Raw genomic sequence first — 19307 nt, 5'->3', positions numbered from 1 at the left:
TATAAGGATAATGTATAATGTGAAACTTATACCTTCTTATATTTTTAGAAGAACTAGTTTCCTATACTCTAGAAGCGGAGAAATGAATATGAAATCCATCTATTTGGACCACGCCGCATCAACCCCGGTTCATCCCGAGGTGGCTAAGGTCATGCTGAATATAATGACAGAACAATACGGAAATGCATCGAGTGTACATCAGTTCGGGCGTTCAGCTAAAAGAATATTGAACGGGGCGCGCGATAATATCGCCGCCTTTTTGGGCTGTTCCCCTGACGAGTGGGTGTTCACTGGAGGCGGCACCGAGAGCGACAATTTAGCGCTCTATGGAGCAGCAAATGCAGTTTCCCATAAAGGAAAACATATTATCACCACCCAGATCGAGCATCATGCAGTGTTACATACCTGCGAAGAGCTAGAGAAGGAAGGCTTCAAAGTTACCTATCTCCCTGTGGATTCGACGGGCAGGGTATCTGCTACAGACGTAGAGGCTGCATTGCAGGAAGACACGGTGTTGATCAGCGTAATGTATGCCAATAATGAAGTAGGCACCGTTCAGCCTATTCAGGAGATTGGTCAGCTTGCTAGAGAACGGGGAATTCTGTTCCATGTAGATGCTGTACAAGCTCTAGGTGCACTCCCTATTACACTCCGAGAGCTTCCAGTAGATTACATGAGCTTTACTGCTCATAAGATCAATGGGCCTCAAGGGATCGGTGGTTTATACGTTCGAAGCGGAGCGCCACTGCATCCAAGACTTCATGGTGGCCTTCAGGAGCGCGGCAGACGTGCCGGAACAGAGAATCTAGCCGGAGCAGCTGGGTTTGCCAAAGCCGTTGAAATAGCGGTTAAGGGGCTGTCAGAACGTCAACAGAATATGAAGCTCCTACGCAGTAGACTGCTCGAGGAGCTGGATACTCTGATTGGACGGGAGCGTTACTCGCTTAACGGTAATACCGAGGAGTTTTTGCCTAGTATTCTGAATTTGAGCTTCCCAGGGGCTGGGACAGATGTTATGCTGATGAACCTGGATATGGAGGGGATTGCGGCAGCAAGTGGTTCGGCTTGCACCTCAGGATCCCTGGAAATATCTCATGTTCTGAAAGCAATGGGACTTCCCCAAAATATTTTAGAGTCTGCGATTCGATTTAGTATCGGTTTGGGTAATACTACTGAAGAAATCGAGTACGTTGCTCGAAAAGTTGAAACCATTTTGAATGGCCTACGTAAATGAGACTTGTTACTCTAGGTTTCGATCTGTATCGGGGCGATTCGGGCTTTTGGCTTTCTGAGAACTCGTAAGTACACTCAAAGTGAGGGGACCGAGGCAGCCATGAGACTACAAGATCTGATCGGCTTGGCTGTATTTGAAGTTGAAGAGGGGAATGAAATCGGCAAGATTGTCGATATTCTACTCGATTCAAACTGGAATATTACGGGTATTGAACTGGAAAGCAAATCTTTTTTTGGTGGCCATGTGAAATTTGTGGCATGGAAAGATATTGTGGCCTACGGCGAGGATGCTGTCATGATTCGGAGTAAAGAGTCGATTGATAAGACAGATGCCGATCATATACCTTGTACTTTTCTATTAGGAAAGAACAAACTTAAGGATTTGAAAGTACTGACTACAACTGGAACTATACTTGGACGAATATCGGATGTTTATTTTGACCAAAAGTTGGGAAACACAATAGGAGCGCTGGAAATCAGTGACGGGCTTGTGACTGATTTGATCGAAGGCCGCAAATGGCTGCCTTGTTCTGATGAGATGTCCATTGGTGAGAATGCTTTAATGGTTCCTGCAATGAGCGAAGAACGGCTACAAAAAGCCATTAATATTGTTAACGGATAGGTGGAATGTATTATATGAAGTGTCCAAATTGTAACTCCAAAGATATCGGAAAGATTGGTTCCCACCAGTTCTATTGCTGGGGCTGTTTCATTGAATTGACGGTAAACGGCGAGAAAATGTCGGTGTATCAAGTTGAAGAAGATGGCACACTCAGCTCGCTGGACGATCTCTTCTCCGGGGATGATATGACTCAGGATTTCCCGCAAATTCATGCGTCGTCTTAACTATGAATCTTGCTTTGTAAGCAAGAATGATCTATGTACTTAAAGCGTCAATCTCCTTTCAGTTGAAATCAGCTGCAGGGTTATTGGCGCTTTTTTTGGGTTCCCCGCAAAGCATCGAAGCAAAGGCCTCACTTTGTGGGGTTATTTGTGTGCTTGATGGTTATTTTGCTGCGGCCATACATATACTTATTTACGAAGCTAGTCCAGGCTACAGTCGCAGGAGGGTACACTCATGGAGCAATGGTCCCAAAGTAAGTGGTTCCGCTGGATGATCGGAGTGCTGCTCTCCCTGATCATTTTGTATTTTGTTTGGTTGCTTCGTCCGATGCTGCAGGGGATATTTGTATTTTTGAAGGCAATCCTCGCTCCATTTCTGGCAGCTATGATTATTTCCTACGTGCTGAATCCCGTCGTTAGTATGCTGGCTGGACGGAAGATGCCGCGTAGTGTAGCTGTTCTACTTATATATGCAGTATTCCTAACGGCGATTGCAGTGATCGCAATTAACCTTATCCCGATGTTTATCGAGCAGCTTGAAGAGTTGAATGAACATTTGCCAGAGATGACGCTGCAAGCCCAAGGGCTGATGCGACATATGAATTCTAGACTAATCCCGCCCGGGGTCGAGATGGGGATGAACAACTGGTTTTTCCAATTGGAAAGTCGTCTCGCCGAAGGGATTTCTAATTTTCTCGATAATATAGGGACAACGATTAATGTGCTGTTCAATGCTTTCATCGTACCGTTTCTAGTGTTCTATATTCTGAAGGATTTTGATGTGTTTGAGCGGACGGTGGTGTCTTGTCTGCCCCGCGCACGCCGTAAGTCTATTGTAACTTTGTTAAAAGATATCGATGATGCACTAGGCAACTACATTCGTGGACAGTTTCTGGTCTGCATTATTATAGGTGTGCTTGCTTATATCGGTTATGCCATCATCGGAATGCCGTATGCTTTACTATTTGCGAGTGTGGTGGCAGTGTTCAATATTGTTCCGTATATGGGTCCCTTTTTGGGGGCTGCACCAGCCATTGTAATGGCTTCGACTGTTTCTTTTCGTTTAGTGCTGTTGGTTGCAGTGGTTAACACAGTGTGCCAAATCGTGGAAAGTAACATTATTTCACCACAGGTGGTGGGAAAGAAGCTGCATTTGCATCCGCTGCTCATTATTTTTGCGCTTCTGGTTGGCGGTGAATTGGCGGGAATGATCGGACTTATCCTAGCTGTACCGTTCTTCGCGGCTGCAAAAGTCGTTATTCAACACTTTATGACGTATTTAATCAAACGAAAGCCCGTGTAAATAGGGTAAAACATTGACTATAGTCAACAGTTTTGTATATAATGTTGGGGAATATTACTGATGAACAGTCGGTATATATAGTTGATCGATGATGAGGAGTATTAATTCTATACCGTTATTGCAGAGAGCCGGCACTAAGGTGCGAGCCGGTTAACGGAACGGAGTGAACTCACCTCGGAGTAACGGCGCAAGTTTCAGGATATCCACTAGACATAATGGATGTCCTAGGTGAACCGCCGTCGCCTCACCCCCGCTAAAGGGTGCAAAGTGAGTGGCAGAATAAAGTATATTCAGCCGCTAACTAGGGTGGTACCACGGGAATTATAACCTCTCGTCCCTAGCGATAATACGCTAGGGATGGGAGGTTTTTTTGTAAATATAAGAGGGTATAGGTTTCCCGAAATACTTCATGTCTTATATTTCTCGCATAAACGCTTGTCGTCCTTATAAGGATGCCGATGGTAGTTTATGCTTGGTTAAGAAATCTAAGTAATAACACTCCAAGGAGGAGCAGACAATGAGCGACAATCAAACAAACAGTATACCTGCCGGCGGTTACCGGGCGCAGGCTATTGAGCCCAAGTGGCAAAAGTTCTGGGATGAGAACAAAAGTTTTAAGACAGGTGAAGATCCAACCAAACCGAATTTCTATGCACTGGATATGTTCCCGTACCCTTCAGGTGCAGGACTACACGTAGGTCATCCAGAAGGCTACACAGCAACGGATATCGTATCACGTTACAAACGGATGCGTGGTTTTAACGTGCTGCACCCAATGGGCTGGGATGCTTTTGGACTTCCTGCAGAGCAGTATGCAATGGATACAGGTCAGCATCCACGTGATTTTACAGATAAGAACATCGATAATTTCCGTCGTCAGATCAAATCGCTGGGTTTCTCCTACGACTGGGATCGCGAGATCAGCACTACAGATCCAGATTATTACAAATGGACGCAGTGGATTTTCATCCAGTTGTACAACAAAGGCTTGGCTTATGTAGCAGAAGTACCTGTTAACTGGTGCGAGGCACTGGGTACAGTACTTGCCAACGAAGAAGTTATTGATGGTAAAAGTGAGCGCGGAGGACATCCGGTTGTCCGCAAACCGATGCGTCAGTGGATTCTGAGAATTACTGAATATGCTGAGCGTCTGCTTGAAGATCTGGAAGAGCTGGATTGGTCTGAAAGCATCAAGGATATGCAGCGCAACTGGATTGGCAAATCCACAGGTGCAGAAGTGAACTTTGAAATTGAAGGTCACGATGCTAGCCTGACCGTGTTTACAACACGTCCAGATACATTGTTCGGAGCTAGCTACTGTGTATTAGCACCAGAGCATGAACTGGTTGATGCCATTACAACAGAAGCACAACGTGCAGCGATTGCAGAATATCGTGTGAAAGCTTCTCATAAGAGTGATCTGGAACGTACAGATTTGGCTAAAGAGAAGAGCGGTGTATTCACGGGTGCGTATGCAATCAATCCTGTGAATGGCGCCAAGGCACCGATCTGGATTGCAGATTATGTACTTGCCGGATATGGAACGGGTGCGATCATGGCGGTTCCAGGTCACGATACTCGCGACTGGGAATTTGCTAAACAATTCGGCCTGAATATCGTGGAAGTCGTACAAGGTGGCAACGTTGAAGAAGAGGCGTATTCCGGAGACGGACCGCATGTCAATTCTGATTTCTTGAATGGACTTAAGAATGAAGAAGCGATTGCGAAGATGATTGCTTGGCTTGAAGAGAAGGGCGTAGGTAATGGTAAAGTAACCTATCGTCTGCGTGATTGGCTGTTCAGCCGTCAACGCTACTGGGGAGAGCCGATTCCAATTCTGCATTTGGAAGACGGTACAATGAAGACTGTTCCGGTTGATCAGCTGCCGCTGGTACTGCCTGATGTAGATGCGATCAAACCATCGGGTACTGGGGAGTCTCCACTTGCGAATGTAACAGAGTGGGTGGAAACGATTGATCCTGAGACTGGTATGAAGGCTCGCCGTGAGACCAACACCATGCCGCAATGGGCGGGCAGCTGCTGGTACTACCTGCGTTACATTGATCCGAAAAACGATCAAGAGCTGTGCTCCCCTGAGAAGCAAAAAGCATGGCTTCCAGTGGATCTGTACATTGGCGGAGCGGAGCATGCCGTACTTCACTTGCTCTATGCACGTTTCTGGCACAAGGTGCTTTATGATATCGGCGTAGTGGAAACGAAAGAACCGTTCCATAAGCTGGTTAACCAAGGCATGATTCTTGGAAATAATAATGAAAAAATGAGTAAATCACGCGGAAATGTCATCAACCCAGATGAAATTGTTGAAGCTTTCGGTGCGGATACACTGCGTGTCTATGAAATGTTTATGGGCCCTCTGGAAGCAACCAAACCTTGGAATGAAAAGGGTGTTGAAGGAGTTCACCGGTTCTTGTCCCGTGTATGGCGCCTGTTCGTGAATGAGGAAGGTAAGCTCAATGCCAAAATCACAGCAGATGGCGGTACGGAAGAGTTCAAACGTACTTGGCACAAAACGATTAAGAAAGTCACTGAGGATTTCGAACATCTGCGTTTCAATACGGCGATTAGCCAGTTGATGATTTTCATTAACGATGCCTACAAGCAAGAAACCTTGTCCCATGAAGCTGCCGAACACTTTGTGCAAATGTTGTCACCACTGGCGCCGCATATTGCTGAAGAGCTGTGGCAACTGCTTGGTCATGAAGGAAGCATCAGCTACGTGGCTTGGCCAACTTATGATGAAGCATGGACAGTCGATGCTGAGGTTGAAATCGTTATTCAAGTTAATGGTAAAATCGTACAACGCGCCCTGATTCCGCTGGATATGGGTCAGGAAGAAATGCAAGCTCATGCGCTGTCACTTCCTAATGTGAGTGCAGCTGTAGAAGGTAAAACCGTACGCAAGATTATTGCGGTTCCTGGCAAACTTGTAAATATTGTAGTGGGTTAAGCGAAGAACGCAATTCTGCCCGCAGCATCGGAGAAATCCGTGCTGCGGGCTTTGTTGTTCTAACGTTCTTTAGGACCCTGATTAATAGTGTCGTGTCCGAATAGCTCATCAAGCTTAATAACATCCTCATCATATTTATCATGCGTTGTCGTGATGAGGCGTTCAAATACACCATCTAGACTGGTACGTAAGTGGTTTAACGCTTCTGCGGTAATTCCACCGCGAACAGCGACCCGTTCTTGAAGCTCTTGCGGGGTAAACTCCCCTTCTGTCAGCAATTTGCCTGTTCCAAGCAGCATTTCACCAGCGAGTCGGCTGATTAATGTCTCTTCAATTCCAGTGGCCTCAACGGCTGCTTCAATCCAGCGCTCAATGAAATAGCTTAAGAACGCAGGTCCACAGCTGGAGAAATCAGAAGCGATTCGGGTATGTGCTTCTTGGATTTCTAAGGGAACACCTATGAAAGACAATAGCTGTAGCAGTACAAGCCTGTCTTCTTTATTAAGCCTGCTGCCAAATATGCACAGTGAAGTCCCACTCTTGACGCAGTGCGTAATGCTTGGGATGATCTTGGCAATTTTGGACGGCAAAGCGGATTCCAGATGATGCAATTGAACTGGACTTGTAATGGATACGACAATTTGCTCACTCCGGAGACATGAGCCGATCTCATCTGTTAATGTTTTAAATTCAAGTGGCTTTACGCATAAAAAAACGATATCACTTCCTAACGCTGTCTCCCTATTGCTTCCGCAAATGGAAATGCCGGGGTGACGCTTCTCAAGCTCCAGCAGCTTGTTCATGCTGCGGTTGCTGGCAAGCACATCACACGGTTCTAGCGCTCCGGAAGAAAGAAAGGCGTCGATCAGCAGGCTGCCCATGCTGCCTGTTCCGATAAATCCTACTTTCACCTGTGGTTCCTCCTTTCTAGCATTGCTTTTTACTAACTGACATGAATTCTCTTCGTTATATGTATGCAGGATAGCCTTGGACAAATGACAGGTTTTGTATGAATTATTAAAGGGAATTCCAATTAAAGGAATGTATGAAGATTCACAAAAAAGTATAGGACGAATTTTCGTGAGGGGGAGCGCATTTTGAATAAAGGGAATATAGTGCTCGGAGTGGTTGTAGCTCTACTGGGTGGTGGGTTGCTATGGTCTGCAGGGAACAAGGGGGATTCCGGCATTGCCGGATGGGAAACCTTGAATGGAAGCATGGAACAAGCGATTGGAGTCGCTGAGCCAGATGAAGCTTCGGCTACAGAGGGCAAAGTGGGAGGCCAGCAGACGAAGGTAGATAAGCAAAGTGCTGGGAAAGTTACAGTGGGAGCCGAAGCTACTGGGAAGACTGATGCTTCTGGGAAAAATGATAGTGCTGGAAAGGCTGAAGTTAGTGATAAGTCTGATGCTGCTCAGAAGGTGAAGGATACTGCACAAGTAGATCATACTGTCCCGACTCCAGTAGATGAAAAAGGGACAACAGTTACTGGAGAGAATGCTTTGGAGGCGCTTGAAGTTACCACGTCAGTCGTTTCACAGGATGGTAAAATAAATGTGAACACTGCGGGTGCTAAGGAGCTGATGGATCTTCCGGGCATCGGAGAGAAGAAGGCCCAGACTATAATCGAATACCGCAACCGTGAAGGGGCTTTTCGTAGTCTGTCAGATTTGGGGAAGGTGAAGGGGATTGGGCCCAAAATGCTTGAAAAGCTAAAGCCTTTAGTAATATTTTGAAGATAAAAGGGTATTGAAGGTACTGTTGAATGTGCTACAACCGTTGTCCTAGTGAATACTTGCGGGGATGTGCTACAATAGTTAACAACTATTTAGAAGGATATGGAGATTGATTATGACTGCTGCTTATCGTAAAGACTGGGATACTTATTTCATGGACATTGCCTGCATGGTCTCAACTCGTTCACGCTGTAATCGCCGACATGTGGGTGCTGTGCTGGTACAAGGCAAGAAGTTGCTAGGAACAGCGTACAACGGGGCGCCAATGGGCGTACCTGATTGTTCAGAGGCAGGCTGTATGCTCTCGGAGCAATATGAAATGGAAATCGTGGATGGCGTAGAGACAATGGTGAAGAAACAGCGCTGTATTCGCACGATTCATGCGGAACAGAATCTTTTGCTATTTACAGACCGAATCGATCGGGAAGGCAGTACCGTCTATGTGACAGATGAGCCTTGCTGGACCTGCGCCAATATGCTGGCGAACAGCGGTATCGTGGAAATCGTGTATTACCGACCTTACCGTAAGGATATGGAAAAGGTTGAAGCGATGATGGCTGCCAAGGGTATCATATTTCGTCAATTGGAGAACTATGAGCCGCCAAGTGAAACGATGATCAAAGTATCGGAATAGCTGATCTGTATAACACCAATTTAATAAGATGGCTTGAGGAAGAACCTCTCGTGCGCTTTTATGGCGTATGCAGAGGTTCTTTTTTTGTATCCAGTATTGTGAAAGGGGGATGGGCACGTGAAGGAAAGACCCTTGTTAAGCTTTACAGTATGTTGGGTGGCTGGAAGCGCAGCGGCTTGCTTAAGCTCAGGGAGCGGATTGCTATTGGCGTGGGCTGGATTAATACTTTTACTGGTGAGTCTGAGGGTGTGGGGAACAGTGAGCTGGAAATACATAGCGGTGTTGTGTTTATCCATTTCTTTAGCGGCTGGATATTGGGAGTGGAACGAAGCTCGCAATATTAGCGGAATTCCTAAAGCGCTGGGTAGCACGATTGCAGAGCTGAATGGGAGTCCCGTGGAAGCTAGAGGCACGATCATTTCCGTCGTGGAACGTGATGGGGATCGGGTTGATTTTATAATGAAGCTCTTACATATGAACCTGCTTGCAGAAGGAGATGATAATTCATCTGATCCTTTGGATGGAAAGGACAGCAAGATGCAAGGGGAGTTAATCGCAGTTCAGATCAAACTTCTGGCTGAGCAAGAAATTGCTGTCGCTGCGGAGTGGCGAAGAGGGGATGAGGTGCTGCTTAATGGCGTGCTGGAAGAGCCGTCAATAGCGCGTAATTTTGGAGGCTTCGATTATCGTGCCTATTTACATACGAAGAAGATTCATTGGCTATTGAAGGGGCAGGGAGCGGAAAATGTAAGGGTAACCGTACCAGATTCATGGAGTCCGTTAACGATTCTTCGCTTAAATGACAGCGCGCGAACGGCCCTTGGGGCGGAGCTGGACCAACTTTTTCAAGGACGCCACTCTGGGTATATGAAGGGCTTAATCATTGGGATGCAGGATGATCTCGATCCGGATACCTTTAAGCAGTTCTCCCAGCTCGGTTTGACGCATATTCTCGCTATTTCAGGTATGCATGTAGCGGTGTATGTAGGCGTTCTTTTATTTCTGTTCAGACGCTTACGCTTGACAAAGGAGACCGCACTAACGCTCACTTTCTTACTCGTACCGGTATACGTCCTTTTGTCTGGTGCGGGTCCGTCCATTGTGCGTGCGGGGCTGATGAGTATGATTGCCTTGCTCGCTGCAAGAGTTGGAATGTTGAAGGATGGACTGAATATTTTGGCGGCATCGGCACTGGTTATGTTGATCTGGAATCCTTATATGCTGCTCAGTGTCAGCTTCCAGCTGTCTTTTCTGGTGACCCTGGGCTTGATGGTATACGTTCCGCTTATGAATCCTCTTTTGAGCATACTGCCACGCTGGCTTAAAGGTGCGGTCTCGGTGACGTTAGTGGCCCAATTAGTTTCTTTCCCACTCACGATTTATTATTTTAATCAGTTTTCGCTACTATCCTTTGTCGCCAATTTGGTCTTTGTACCTTTTATTACCTTTGTAGTATTGCCGCTAGGGACGCTTGCGCTACTGCTTGGACGACTATGGGAAGATGCTGCAAAAGTACTGGCACATGTTACGGAGCTGCTGAATAACTTTACTTTCTACGTTGTGGAATGGATCAATGAATTTACTGGTGGAGTACTGATTTGGGGCTCGCCTTCACTGCTGTGGATCGGGGTGTACTATGTTTTGTTGTATGGTCTGCTGTATGTTGCCAAGCTAGGAAAGGAAGCTCGTTCTGCACCGCAATATATGGAGGATGAGACGAGACCTTTAGCGGAGGCTGGTTTATCTATGAACAGTCACGGTGGGTTTGGGAGAGAGGGGAATGCACAGATTGCTGTTGGTGCTTCTAAGGTTGGACGCTGGAGCGGAGCGATTGTTCTACTATTGGCAGTTGGGCTGGGGATGTTGCTGTATAGGGGTTATCAGTCGGATGGTCAAGCAGGTAGAGGTACAATTAGTTATCTGGATATCGGACAAGGCGACAGTATTCTCATCACTACACCGAGCGGAGCACATATTCTAGTGGACGGTGGTGGAACCTTAAACTTTGGTCAAAAAGAAGAGTGGCGCGTTCGCCGAAGTCCGTTCGAGGTTGGCGCTAAAGTGCTGGTGCCTCTGCTGAAAAAACGTGGTATCCACCGTTTAGATGCGATTATTTTGACACATGGAGATCAAGATCATGCCGGAGGACTCCAAGCCGTGTTGGAAGAAATTCCAGTTTCGGCGTTGCTTTTTAATGGAACGTTTGTTGATCGCGAGTTTTATTTGGGAATGATGAGGACTGCACTAGAGAGGGATGTTCAGTTGTATGCTGTGCATCAAGGAATGACCCTTTCCACGGATGATCAGACGGAGCTGTCCTTTTTATGGCCGGAGGGAAGGGATGGAGAAGCGTCGGGTACTCCTTATCAGAATGGCATTCCTCTACTGGAAGAACAGAACCACGATTCGGTAGCTTTTCGCTTAGAGATGAATGGTAGAAACTTTCTATTCACCGGAGATATGGATCTGGAAGCCGAGGAAGAGATTGTAGAGCAGGCTAAGCAAAAGGGGATCAGCACTGGACCTGTCATTGATGTGCTGAAGGTGGCTCATCATGGGAGCAAGACATCTTCTGGCGAAGCTTGGTTAAAATTCTGGCAGCCTGCAGCAGCGGTGATTTCTGCGGGTGTCAATAATCTGTATGGTCACCCGAAAGCTGAGGTGTTGGAGCGATTTCAAGATAACCAAGCATCTATATTCCGGACGGATCAGCAGGGGGAGATACAGATGCGGGTGCGGGCGGAGAGGGTTGAAGTGCGATATAAGTTGGTGGAGGCATTGCATTTTGTGCAATAGAACGCAATCCAAGATAGCTGGATCTTCATTCTACTGTACTTTGTACACTCAAAATGAAGGAAAACGCCTAATTCTCTGAATTTTAATAGTATCTATTGCATGAAGTGCAACAGAATCTTTCTATGGAGTTGGAAAATCAAGTTCTATTGCACGAAATGCAATAGAAAGCTATTTACAGATAAATTCAGCTCTCCCCAATCGGACACGTGAGCACCACTGATGACGTTTAAGCGTTCATCGGTGGTGCTTTTTAATAGACAGATATAGAGATTATGCTGTTAAGTAATATATAGCCTAATTATTTATTTTAAAGGGAACTTTTTCAAGTTTGGAAAGTCTTATTAGGCAAGGGGTGAGACGAAACATGCTAAGCGAAGATATGCCATATGCAGAAGCGTATGCGTCCGAGATGACCTTGCGGGAAATGATGGAGGAGTATGGATCGGATGTGTGGAATTATGCTTTTTTCTTAACTAGAAGCCGTGAGCAAGCGAATGATATTAGCCAAGAAGTGTTCTTGAAGGCATATAAAAATGTGGGGAAGTACCGGGGACAATCGTCGATGAAAACTTGGCTACTTACGATTACTAGAAATACAGCCTTTAGTTGGAGTAAAAATAGCTTTTGGCGCAGATTCATACCATTTGGGGATCAACCTGTCACTATAACTGCTCCGTCTGCGGAAAGAGAAGCGCTCGGCAATCAGTATGCGAACCGAATCTGGGAAATTATTATGACCCTACCAGATAAGAACAGAGAGGTGCTAGTACTGGATATTCAGCATGGGCTATCGATCAGCGAAATGTCCGATTTACTGAATGTACCACAAGGGACTGTGAAATCTCGGCTCGCGCGCGCGAGGGAGAAGGTTAAGCAAGCCATCCAGAAGGAGGAGAGAGAATGAAAGGCAAAGCTGATAATAGTAATCCAGTGATGATCGGACAGACTGATTGGTATGCACAAGCAGGCAAAAGACCTTTTATTGAAGATGGCTTTACACCTGAGCTGATGATTCAGATCGAACAGGCTGCTACGCTTAAAAATAAAAATCACAGACGTTATCGAATAAACAAAAGTGTGCTACTGACCAGTGTGGCTATGATTTTGTTGATAGGTGCACTTAACTTGCCTATAGGCGCATGGAAGAGTCATGGTCCAGTCCAATCGTCATCGGTGCAGTCACAAGCTGCAGGGATACTACCTTCTTCTACTCCTGCTACTAATGACAAAGCGTTAGAGCCTCCGACAAGTCCAGCAGAGTTTGAGATTAGCGGTAAGAAATATTACATGCCTTTACCAATGAGCAGAGATAAGAGCAAAGCATATGCCGTTGAGACAACAGCGGGAATCCTCTGGTCGCCGCCGCCCCCGATGGTTGACTACAAGAAGCCAAAGTACACACATCCTACAGAACCTTTTACACTTTACTTAAGTTCAAAAGATCAAGCAGAGCTGTCAGCTTCTTCGGCTACTAGGATATATACATTTCCTCTTTATGCTGGAAGTGCAAGTACTTATCAATATTTGAGTGGGGTTTTTGGAGCGGGAGATTATGTCCTGTTAACTTCTTACAAAAAGACTCTTGGTGTAGGTATATATGAGGATGGCCAGTTTTCGATGCTCAATGTTAAAAAAGCAGCGGCGGGAGAATCTGTTGTTCCCATAGCGCTTGAATCCTTCGATAATACACTATTAGATTACAAGTCAATCATTGCTGTTGATAAGGAGCATGAGCAGCTCGTACTTAGTTACTTAGAATATGCAGGGGATAAAAAGTACAAAGAGAAAACCGTACTTTATGATATGGAGACCATGAGCATTCCAACATCTGCTACAGCAATTGGGTTTAAAGAGATTAAGGGAGAAACATTAATCATGGATTATAAAGTGGGCGGAGAACAACGTAAAGCTGATATTCTTATGAAAGCTGGATTGGGGTGGCTGGATGAGAATTGGGCTTTTTTATCGGAAGAGCAACAAAATAAGCTTTATATGGATTATTTGAATTCTACTCCTTAGTAGATAATTCACCCAATAAAAGCTATACTTTTTGATAAAGTAATTTTCTTTTGAGAAGAGTGGAGCCGAAGCGATGAAGAAGTTAACGATTGATGATGTGGCTCAAAAAGCGGGAGTGTCGAAGAGTACGGTCTCCCAATTTTTGAACAAACGTTTTAAATATATGAGTGAAGCGACGAAAAACCGGATCGAGGCTGTGATCGAGGAGCTTAATTATCAACCGAATGGACTTGCACGCAGTCTGAAACAGAATCGGACGCATATGGTCGGAATCATCGTTGCTAATATCGATTATTCGCTGTCTATTCAATGTATCCGGGCGATCGAGAACGAGCTGCAGCAACACGGAATCCAAGTAATCATATGCAATGCCGATGAGAATGCGGAAAAAGAAAGCAATTACGTCGAAACCTTAGTTGCCCGCCAGGTGGACGGTTTGATTATTTTTCCGACGGGGAACAATCCATCTGCATACAGCCGACTAATAGAGGCGGATTTTCCGTTAGTGTTTATGGATCGTCTGGTAGATGGAATCACTACGCAGAGCTTGCTGCTCGACAATGAAATGGCGGCCAAGATAGGTGTGGGACAGCTTACACAGCAAGGCCATGAGCGAATTGCTCTGGTCACCCTGCCGCTAGGGGAACATGCTATTACCCCTCGTAAAGAGCGGATCAGTGGTTATAAAAAAGCGATGGAAGAAGCGGGCCTAACGCTGAGTGAGGAGTATATTTGTAGTGTGCCAAAAGAAGAATTAGCTGCAGGACTGAAGCGCCTTTTAGCATTGCTGCACCCTCCGACAGCGCTATTGGCTACGAATGATATCACGCTAGCAGAGATTTTGAAATATGCGAATCGAAATGCTATCGCTATTCCGGAACAATTGTCTGTCATCGGTATAGATGATGCGGAGTTCGCGCAAATTTATAATCCGGTCATTACAACGATTCGTCAGCCTGCTTACGAAATGGGCATGCAAGCTGCTAAGATTATACTCTCTTCTATCGAGGATAAAGGCGCTTCTGTTCCTATCACTTATCGTTTTCCGCCGACCCTGCAACAAGGACAGTCTGTGAAGTCTTATAAATAAGTATAGGCTATAAAAATACAAAGAAATGCCGTTCCACAGTTCAACTGTGAGACGGCATTTTTTAATGAATATACTCAAATCTATGTGCTTAAACCTCCTGCTGCATAAACTTTGCAAGCTCCTCACGGGTCGGAAGTCCATCCATATCGCCAGGCGACATGACGGCTAACGCACCGATCGCATTGCCACGTTTGACGGCCTCAGCAATCGGAAGCTTTTCCAGCATCGCACTGATTACACCAACGGCAAACCCATCACCTGCACCTACGGTATCTACGACCTGCTCTACCTTAAACCCGTCTACATAACCTTCTCCTTCAGCGGATTTATAGTAAGCGCCTTCAGGTCCGAGCTTGATGACGACTAAGCTGATGCCACGCGCCAGATAATAGTCCGCAATCTCTTCTGGCGTACTTAGACCTGTAAGAATCTTGCCTTCACCGAGTCCTGGAAGGAACCAATCACAGCGTGTAGCCAGATCATTGATCGTCTTCACCATTGTTTCTGTATCCGGCCATAAGCTAGGGCGCAGATTTGGATCGAGAGAGACCGTCTTTCCTTGTCGCTTCATAAACTCCATGGCATGAACAGAGAATTCATGACAGCTCTTGGATAAGGCGGCGGAGATACTTGTTACGTGTAAATGTCCTGCAGCATTAAAGTATGCCTCGTCAAAATCAACCAGACTAAGCTTGGAGGCCGCGGAATTTTTGCGGAAGTATTCGACTTTAGGATCGCCAGTAACAACCTTTGATTTGATTAACATACCCGTTGAATTTTCTTTAGTAAAAGTAATGTTGGTGGTATCAATGTTCTCTTTCTTCATTGCTTGAGCAATGAAATGACCAAAGTTATCTTCGCCAAGCTTCGTAACATAACCTGTAGGATGATTTAAGCGCGATAAGCCTGTAGCTACATTGCTCTCGGCACCTGCCAACGCTTTGGAGAACGAAAATACTTCATGCAGGGGACCCGTTTCATTCGCATAAAACATCGCCATCGGCTCCCCGAAAGTGACGGCATCCAACTGTTTACTCATTTGAGTTCCTCCTAGGGTAATGAATTTATCTCAGTATAATGATGTATAATTTGAAATTATCACATAAATCGGTTTTGTACAATAAAAGAATGATTTTTAATCCGAAAGGTATTTTGGATAAAAGAAAACAATTGACCAATAAATCCTTATAAAACAAGTGTTTATTGGTCAATTTGATAAATTAATATCTCTATACCCAGAAAAATGTATTGACTGTTAACCGTATTGTTATTACTATCTGATTATAGATTATATCGTTTTGATTAGTAAATTTAATAAAAAAGTTTATCTAAATTAGTATTTCATATTCATCTATGATCGTACCAAGAGAAAGGGAGTCTACTGATGAAGAAAATGAAAGTATTGCAGAATGTGGCGTCGGTTGGAGTTGTAGCCGTTATTCGTGCTGATAGTGCTGAGGAAGCTTTTAAAATGTCCGTTGCTTGTATCGAAGGCGGTTTGAATAATATTGAGGTAACTTTTACTACTCCGGATGCGGATGTGGCGATTAAACGATTGGTAGCGGAGTACGGAGATCGCGCAGTGATTGGAGCAGGAACTGTACTTGATCCATTAACGGCGAGAATAGCCATTCTTGCAGGCTCGGAATTTGTGGTCAGTCCCTCTTTTGAAGCAGAGACAGCTAAAATGTGTAATCTTTATGGTATACCGTACATGCCTGGCTGCATGACATTAAATGAAATGAAGGAAGCATTGAAGTTTGGTGTGGATGTGCTTAAGTTGTTCCCTGGCAGTGCGTTTGGTCCGGATTATGTGAAAGCGGTTAAAGGCCCTATGCCGCATGTGAACATTATGCCAACAGGTGGCGTGGATCTGAATAATATGGAAAAATGGATTGCCAACGGCTGTATAGCAGTAGGAATCGGGGGTAATTTGACTGCACCTGCGAAGGATGGTCGGTACGATCAGATTACCGATCTTGCGGCTCAGTATGTGGCGAAATTTAAAGAGGTAAAAGGTATTTGATTCTGTTTTGTTTTAATTCGATTAGATAGATTTATTGAAGGTTGTATAGCTGACGCATGTCAGCCGTACAACCTTTTTTATATACATATTTTCCGACATTCAGATTTTCTTACATTATATGTTTTCATAAAGTATAGAATGAGGACAAAGGCAATAAACTATAAAGTAGAAGAGTTATGATGTTTGACTGACGTCTACGAATTGGAATGGTTTATTATCGGACCGGGAGTGAGTATATGCCTGCTTATCATGATAAAAAGCTGTATCTTGCAGCTGATGAAGAGGATGCGGAATACGTAGAAATTGCGTCGGCATTCCATGGTTGTAAGGTGACGGAAGGCCAGATCTATAGATTAGAGAGGAATTACAATAACCCTCATATTTTTGAGAATGGAGAGGCGTATGTTGTGGATGATGAAACTAGGGACAACTACGCAGTGTTCATGCTCTGCAAGATTGTGTTATATAAATAGAGTTATGTGCTCGATTCTAAGGTTATTTCTTGTTTACTGACGGCTTCTTTTCCGACAGGAGGATAAGCCGGTTCTTTTGGAAATGGGAGATATTTCTTACCTAAACGCTTGCCGGCTTTATTGAGATGCCGAAGGCGTTTATACTTGTGTCATTTTTGTTATAAAGTTATTCAAAAGAGTATTTGAATGATTGAAGTTTCCCCTGTATGCTTAGTAGGAATTATTGGTTGTGAAATGCTATGAAATGTGCGATAGCGCTTTATAAAAGATGGCTTAACATGACGTTCTAAGAAAAGTTTGGTATTCTAAAAATATTAATTACAGGGTTGCAACAAATTCGCAGTCTTGCGCGTCAGTAAGATTGCATAGAGAGGGGGAACCTTCGTGGTGGAGCAGGGACTCATCAGAGCCGCTCAAGCGGGCGATCGCGACGCTCTAATCACCCTATTGCGAGAAATTGAAGGGCATGTATATAAAACCGCCTTCTACATTTTGCATAATGAACAAGATGCGCTGGATGCATCTCAGGAGGCCTTGATCCGGGTTTATACCAAAATCGGTTCATATGAGGAAAAGGCCCAGTTCAAAACGTGGGTTCAGCGAATCGTTACCAATATTTGCATTGATAAATTCAGAAGAACTAAACCTACAGTTTCTATTGATGAGCATGAAATGGTGTTTCAGGATAAACACAATGTGGAACGTGAGGTTCTATCCTCTTATTTAGCTGAGGATATACGTGAAGCGATTGATCAATTGCCCGAGCATCATCGGACAGTCATCGTCCTGCGCTATTTACAAGATTTTTCTTACAACGAGATTGCAGACTGCCTGGATTTGCCTTTGAATACAGTGAAATCATATCTGTTTAGGGCCAGACAGCAGCTGCAGAATAGACTTCAGGAGTACCAGAAAGGTGGTGTATCGGGATGAAATGCGCGGAGGTGATGGAATGGATGCACCGCTATATAGACCAAGACTTGAGCCGAGATGAGATTGTTGAGATGTTCCGTCATATCGATAATTGTCCTTCCTGCGCGGAAGTCTTTGAGCGGCTGACACTTCTCTCCAAAGAATTGGAGCAGTTGCCAGACGTGAAACCCCCGTTTAGTCTGGTTGACTCTATTTTACCTCAGCTTGCAGAATTGGATCGAAGCAGTCGTGAACAAAGCGCTGTGAGAACCGAGGAACCAGTTGTAGTTCCATTTTCACGAGAAAGTTCCCGCGGTAAACCTTCCAAGGGAACCTCTATAGCAGCACGGACAGGCATTGGAGCTATCGCAGCTGCCGTAATATTAGGGATCGCTATTTTTAATATGCCGGATAAAATGCCTGGGGCAGAGGTAGAGCAAATGATGCAGGATAGTAGTAAAGCGACCAGCGATAGTGCTAATAATATGGCTATTGAATCGCAAACTTCTACTTCTGGTAATTCATATGAGGCTGCGCCTGCTAATAGCGGAACGGATTCGGGGTCTCTACCAGTTGCACCTGATGTGAGTGAAGATAACGCTGCATTAGATAGAGCGATGGGGCCAGTAGACCCTGCGTCGATGCCGACTTCTCCAACAGAAACTAATGCTGGATCTGGAGGACGGTCGATACCAGAACCAACAAATAATGTGAAGCCCAATCCTACGGAGAAGATTATGACGCCGAAGCCGGATGCTGTAACGAAAGTTCAAACTCCGGATACTAGTGCTGGCGGTAATAATCAGTCCAAAGCTGATAAGAAGGATCAACCTGCTTCTATAGATAAAGGGATCGCAGCTGATTCAGCGCCATCTACGGAGGAATCATTAAAGACTTCTGATGACTTCGGAATGGGCGTTATGGGTTTTAACATTTCTAATGATTCTAATGATTCTAATGTACAGACTTGGACTTCCCCTGATGGGCATTATGCCGTTGAGTTTGCTGGATTACAGCTTGTTATTTATAAGAATTCACCCGAAGGTTCAGTGGAAGATAGGATAGCAGTGACTTCTTATCCATTAGAAGGAAATTGGATTTCTGGAGAATGGTCGGCGGATAGCTCGCAGTTCACGTATGTGACGGAGAAAGATGGTGTGAATACCACTAAGGTGTACACTGTACAGGAAGCAGCAGCTTCTTCAACGCCGGTTACATCACCTGGGGCGACACCATCGAAGACTCCATCTTCAACGTCAACAAATTAAATTGAG

At 45.0% G+C, this 19307-nt stretch carries 17 protein-coding genes; 15 read left to right on the top strand and 2 right to left on the bottom strand.

Annotated elements, in window-relative coordinates:
- Positions 1-88: 88 nt before the first annotated feature.
- From NST34_RS25030 to leuS, 5 genes are all read left to right on the top strand, one after another.
- Positions 89-1234, top strand: coding sequence for a cysteine desulfurase family protein (locus tag NST34_RS25030; protein WP_341128957.1), 1146 nt, complete (start codon positions 89-91; stop codon positions 1232-1234).
- A 99-nt stretch (positions 1235-1333) separates the two neighbouring features.
- Positions 1334-1855, top strand: a complete 522-nt coding sequence (locus NST34_RS25025) for a PRC-barrel domain-containing protein (protein ID WP_042191050.1) — start codon at positions 1334-1336, stop codon at positions 1853-1855.
- A gap of 14 nt (positions 1856-1869) precedes the next feature.
- Positions 1870-2079: a hypothetical protein gene (locus NST34_RS25020; RefSeq protein ID WP_036677557.1), complete on the top strand. Its 210-nt coding sequence runs from the start codon at positions 1870-1872 to the stop codon at positions 2077-2079.
- A 232-nt stretch (positions 2080-2311) separates the two neighbouring features.
- Positions 2312-3379: an AI-2E family transporter gene (locus NST34_RS25015; RefSeq protein WP_042191048.1), complete on the top strand. Its 1068-nt coding sequence runs from the start codon at positions 2312-2314 to the stop codon at positions 3377-3379.
- Between the two features lie 517 nt (positions 3380-3896).
- Positions 3897-6347: a leucine--tRNA ligase gene (gene leuS / locus NST34_RS25010; protein ID WP_341128956.1), complete on the top strand. Its 2451-nt coding sequence runs from the start codon at positions 3897-3899 to the stop codon at positions 6345-6347.
- Positions 6348-6406: 59 nt separating this feature from the next.
- On the opposite strand, the gene comER is transcribed toward leuS, so the two are convergent.
- Entirely contained in the window at positions 6407-7258 is an 852-nt protein-coding gene (gene comER, locus NST34_RS25005) for a late competence protein ComER (protein WP_341128955.1), read from the bottom strand.
- Between the two features lie 186 nt (positions 7259-7444).
- On the opposite strand from comER, the gene NST34_RS25000 reads away from it, so the two are divergent.
- The 6 genes from NST34_RS25000 to NST34_RS24975 all read left to right on the top strand — a co-directional run bounded on the left by NST34_RS25000 (position 7445) and on the right by NST34_RS24975 (position 14622).
- The gene (locus NST34_RS25000) at positions 7445-8083 is read left to right on the top strand and encodes a helix-hairpin-helix domain-containing protein (RefSeq protein ID WP_341124337.1); all 639 of its coding nucleotides are present in this window, start codon (positions 7445-7447) and stop codon (positions 8081-8083) included.
- 115 nt (positions 8084-8198) lie between these two features.
- Positions 8199-8717, top strand: coding sequence for a deoxycytidylate deaminase (locus NST34_RS24995; protein ID WP_042191041.1), 519 nt, complete (start codon positions 8199-8201; stop codon positions 8715-8717).
- Positions 8718-8834: 117 nt separating this feature from the next.
- Positions 8835-11513, top strand: a complete 2679-nt coding sequence (locus tag NST34_RS24990; RefSeq protein ID WP_341128954.1) for a ComEC/Rec2 family competence protein — start codon at positions 8835-8837, stop codon at positions 11511-11513.
- Between the two features lie 364 nt (positions 11514-11877).
- Positions 11878-12417 (top strand): RNA polymerase sigma factor, encoded by a 540-nt coding sequence (locus NST34_RS24985; RefSeq protein ID WP_341128953.1) that lies wholly within the window; start codon positions 11878-11880, stop codon positions 12415-12417.
- Positions 12414-13532, top strand: a complete 1119-nt coding sequence (locus NST34_RS24980; RefSeq protein ID WP_341128952.1) for a hypothetical protein — start codon at positions 12414-12416, stop codon at positions 13530-13532. Before NST34_RS24985 ends, NST34_RS24980 begins: the two co-directional genes overlap by 4 nt.
- A gap of 73 nt (positions 13533-13605) precedes the next feature.
- Positions 13606-14622, top strand: a complete 1017-nt coding sequence (locus NST34_RS24975) for a LacI family DNA-binding transcriptional regulator (RefSeq protein ID WP_341128951.1) — start codon at positions 13606-13608, stop codon at positions 14620-14622.
- Positions 14623-14710: 88 nt separating this feature from the next.
- Here NST34_RS24975 and NST34_RS24970 read toward each other — a convergent pair whose 3' ends face one another.
- Positions 14711-15661, bottom strand: coding sequence for a sugar kinase (locus tag NST34_RS24970; protein WP_341128950.1), 951 nt, complete (start codon positions 15659-15661; stop codon positions 14711-14713).
- Positions 15662-16006: 345 nt separating this feature from the next.
- On the opposite strand from NST34_RS24970, the gene NST34_RS24965 reads away from it, so the two are divergent.
- The 4 genes from NST34_RS24965 (at position 16007) to NST34_RS24950 (ending at position 19301) form a co-directional block, all read left to right on the top strand.
- The gene (locus NST34_RS24965; RefSeq protein ID WP_042130419.1) at positions 16007-16648 is read left to right on the top strand and encodes a bifunctional 2-keto-4-hydroxyglutarate aldolase/2-keto-3-deoxy-6-phosphogluconate aldolase; all 642 of its coding nucleotides are present in this window, start codon (positions 16007-16009) and stop codon (positions 16646-16648) included.
- Between the two features lie 236 nt (positions 16649-16884).
- A complete protein-coding gene (locus tag NST34_RS24960; RefSeq protein WP_042191032.1) occupies positions 16885-17121 on the top strand; it encodes a hypothetical protein in 237 nt (78 codons plus the stop codon).
- Positions 17122-17505: 384 nt separating this feature from the next.
- A complete protein-coding gene (locus tag NST34_RS24955) occupies positions 17506-18054 on the top strand; it encodes an RNA polymerase sigma factor (RefSeq protein WP_036677530.1) in 549 nt (182 codons plus the stop codon).
- Positions 18051-19301, top strand: a complete 1251-nt coding sequence (locus NST34_RS24950) for an anti-sigma factor family protein (protein ID WP_341128949.1) — start codon at positions 18051-18053, stop codon at positions 19299-19301. Before NST34_RS24955 ends, NST34_RS24950 begins: the two co-directional genes overlap by 4 nt.
- Positions 19302-19307 lie beyond the last annotated feature (6 nt).

It is taken from the genome of Paenibacillus sp. FSL H7-0714 (genome assembly GCF_038003765.1).
In the GTDB taxonomy this organism is placed as follows: Bacteria; Bacillota; Bacilli; order Paenibacillales; family Paenibacillaceae; genus Paenibacillus_AQ.
The sequence above is the reverse complement of the archived record's forward strand: the minus strand, read 5'-3'. Positions and strand labels throughout refer to the sequence as shown.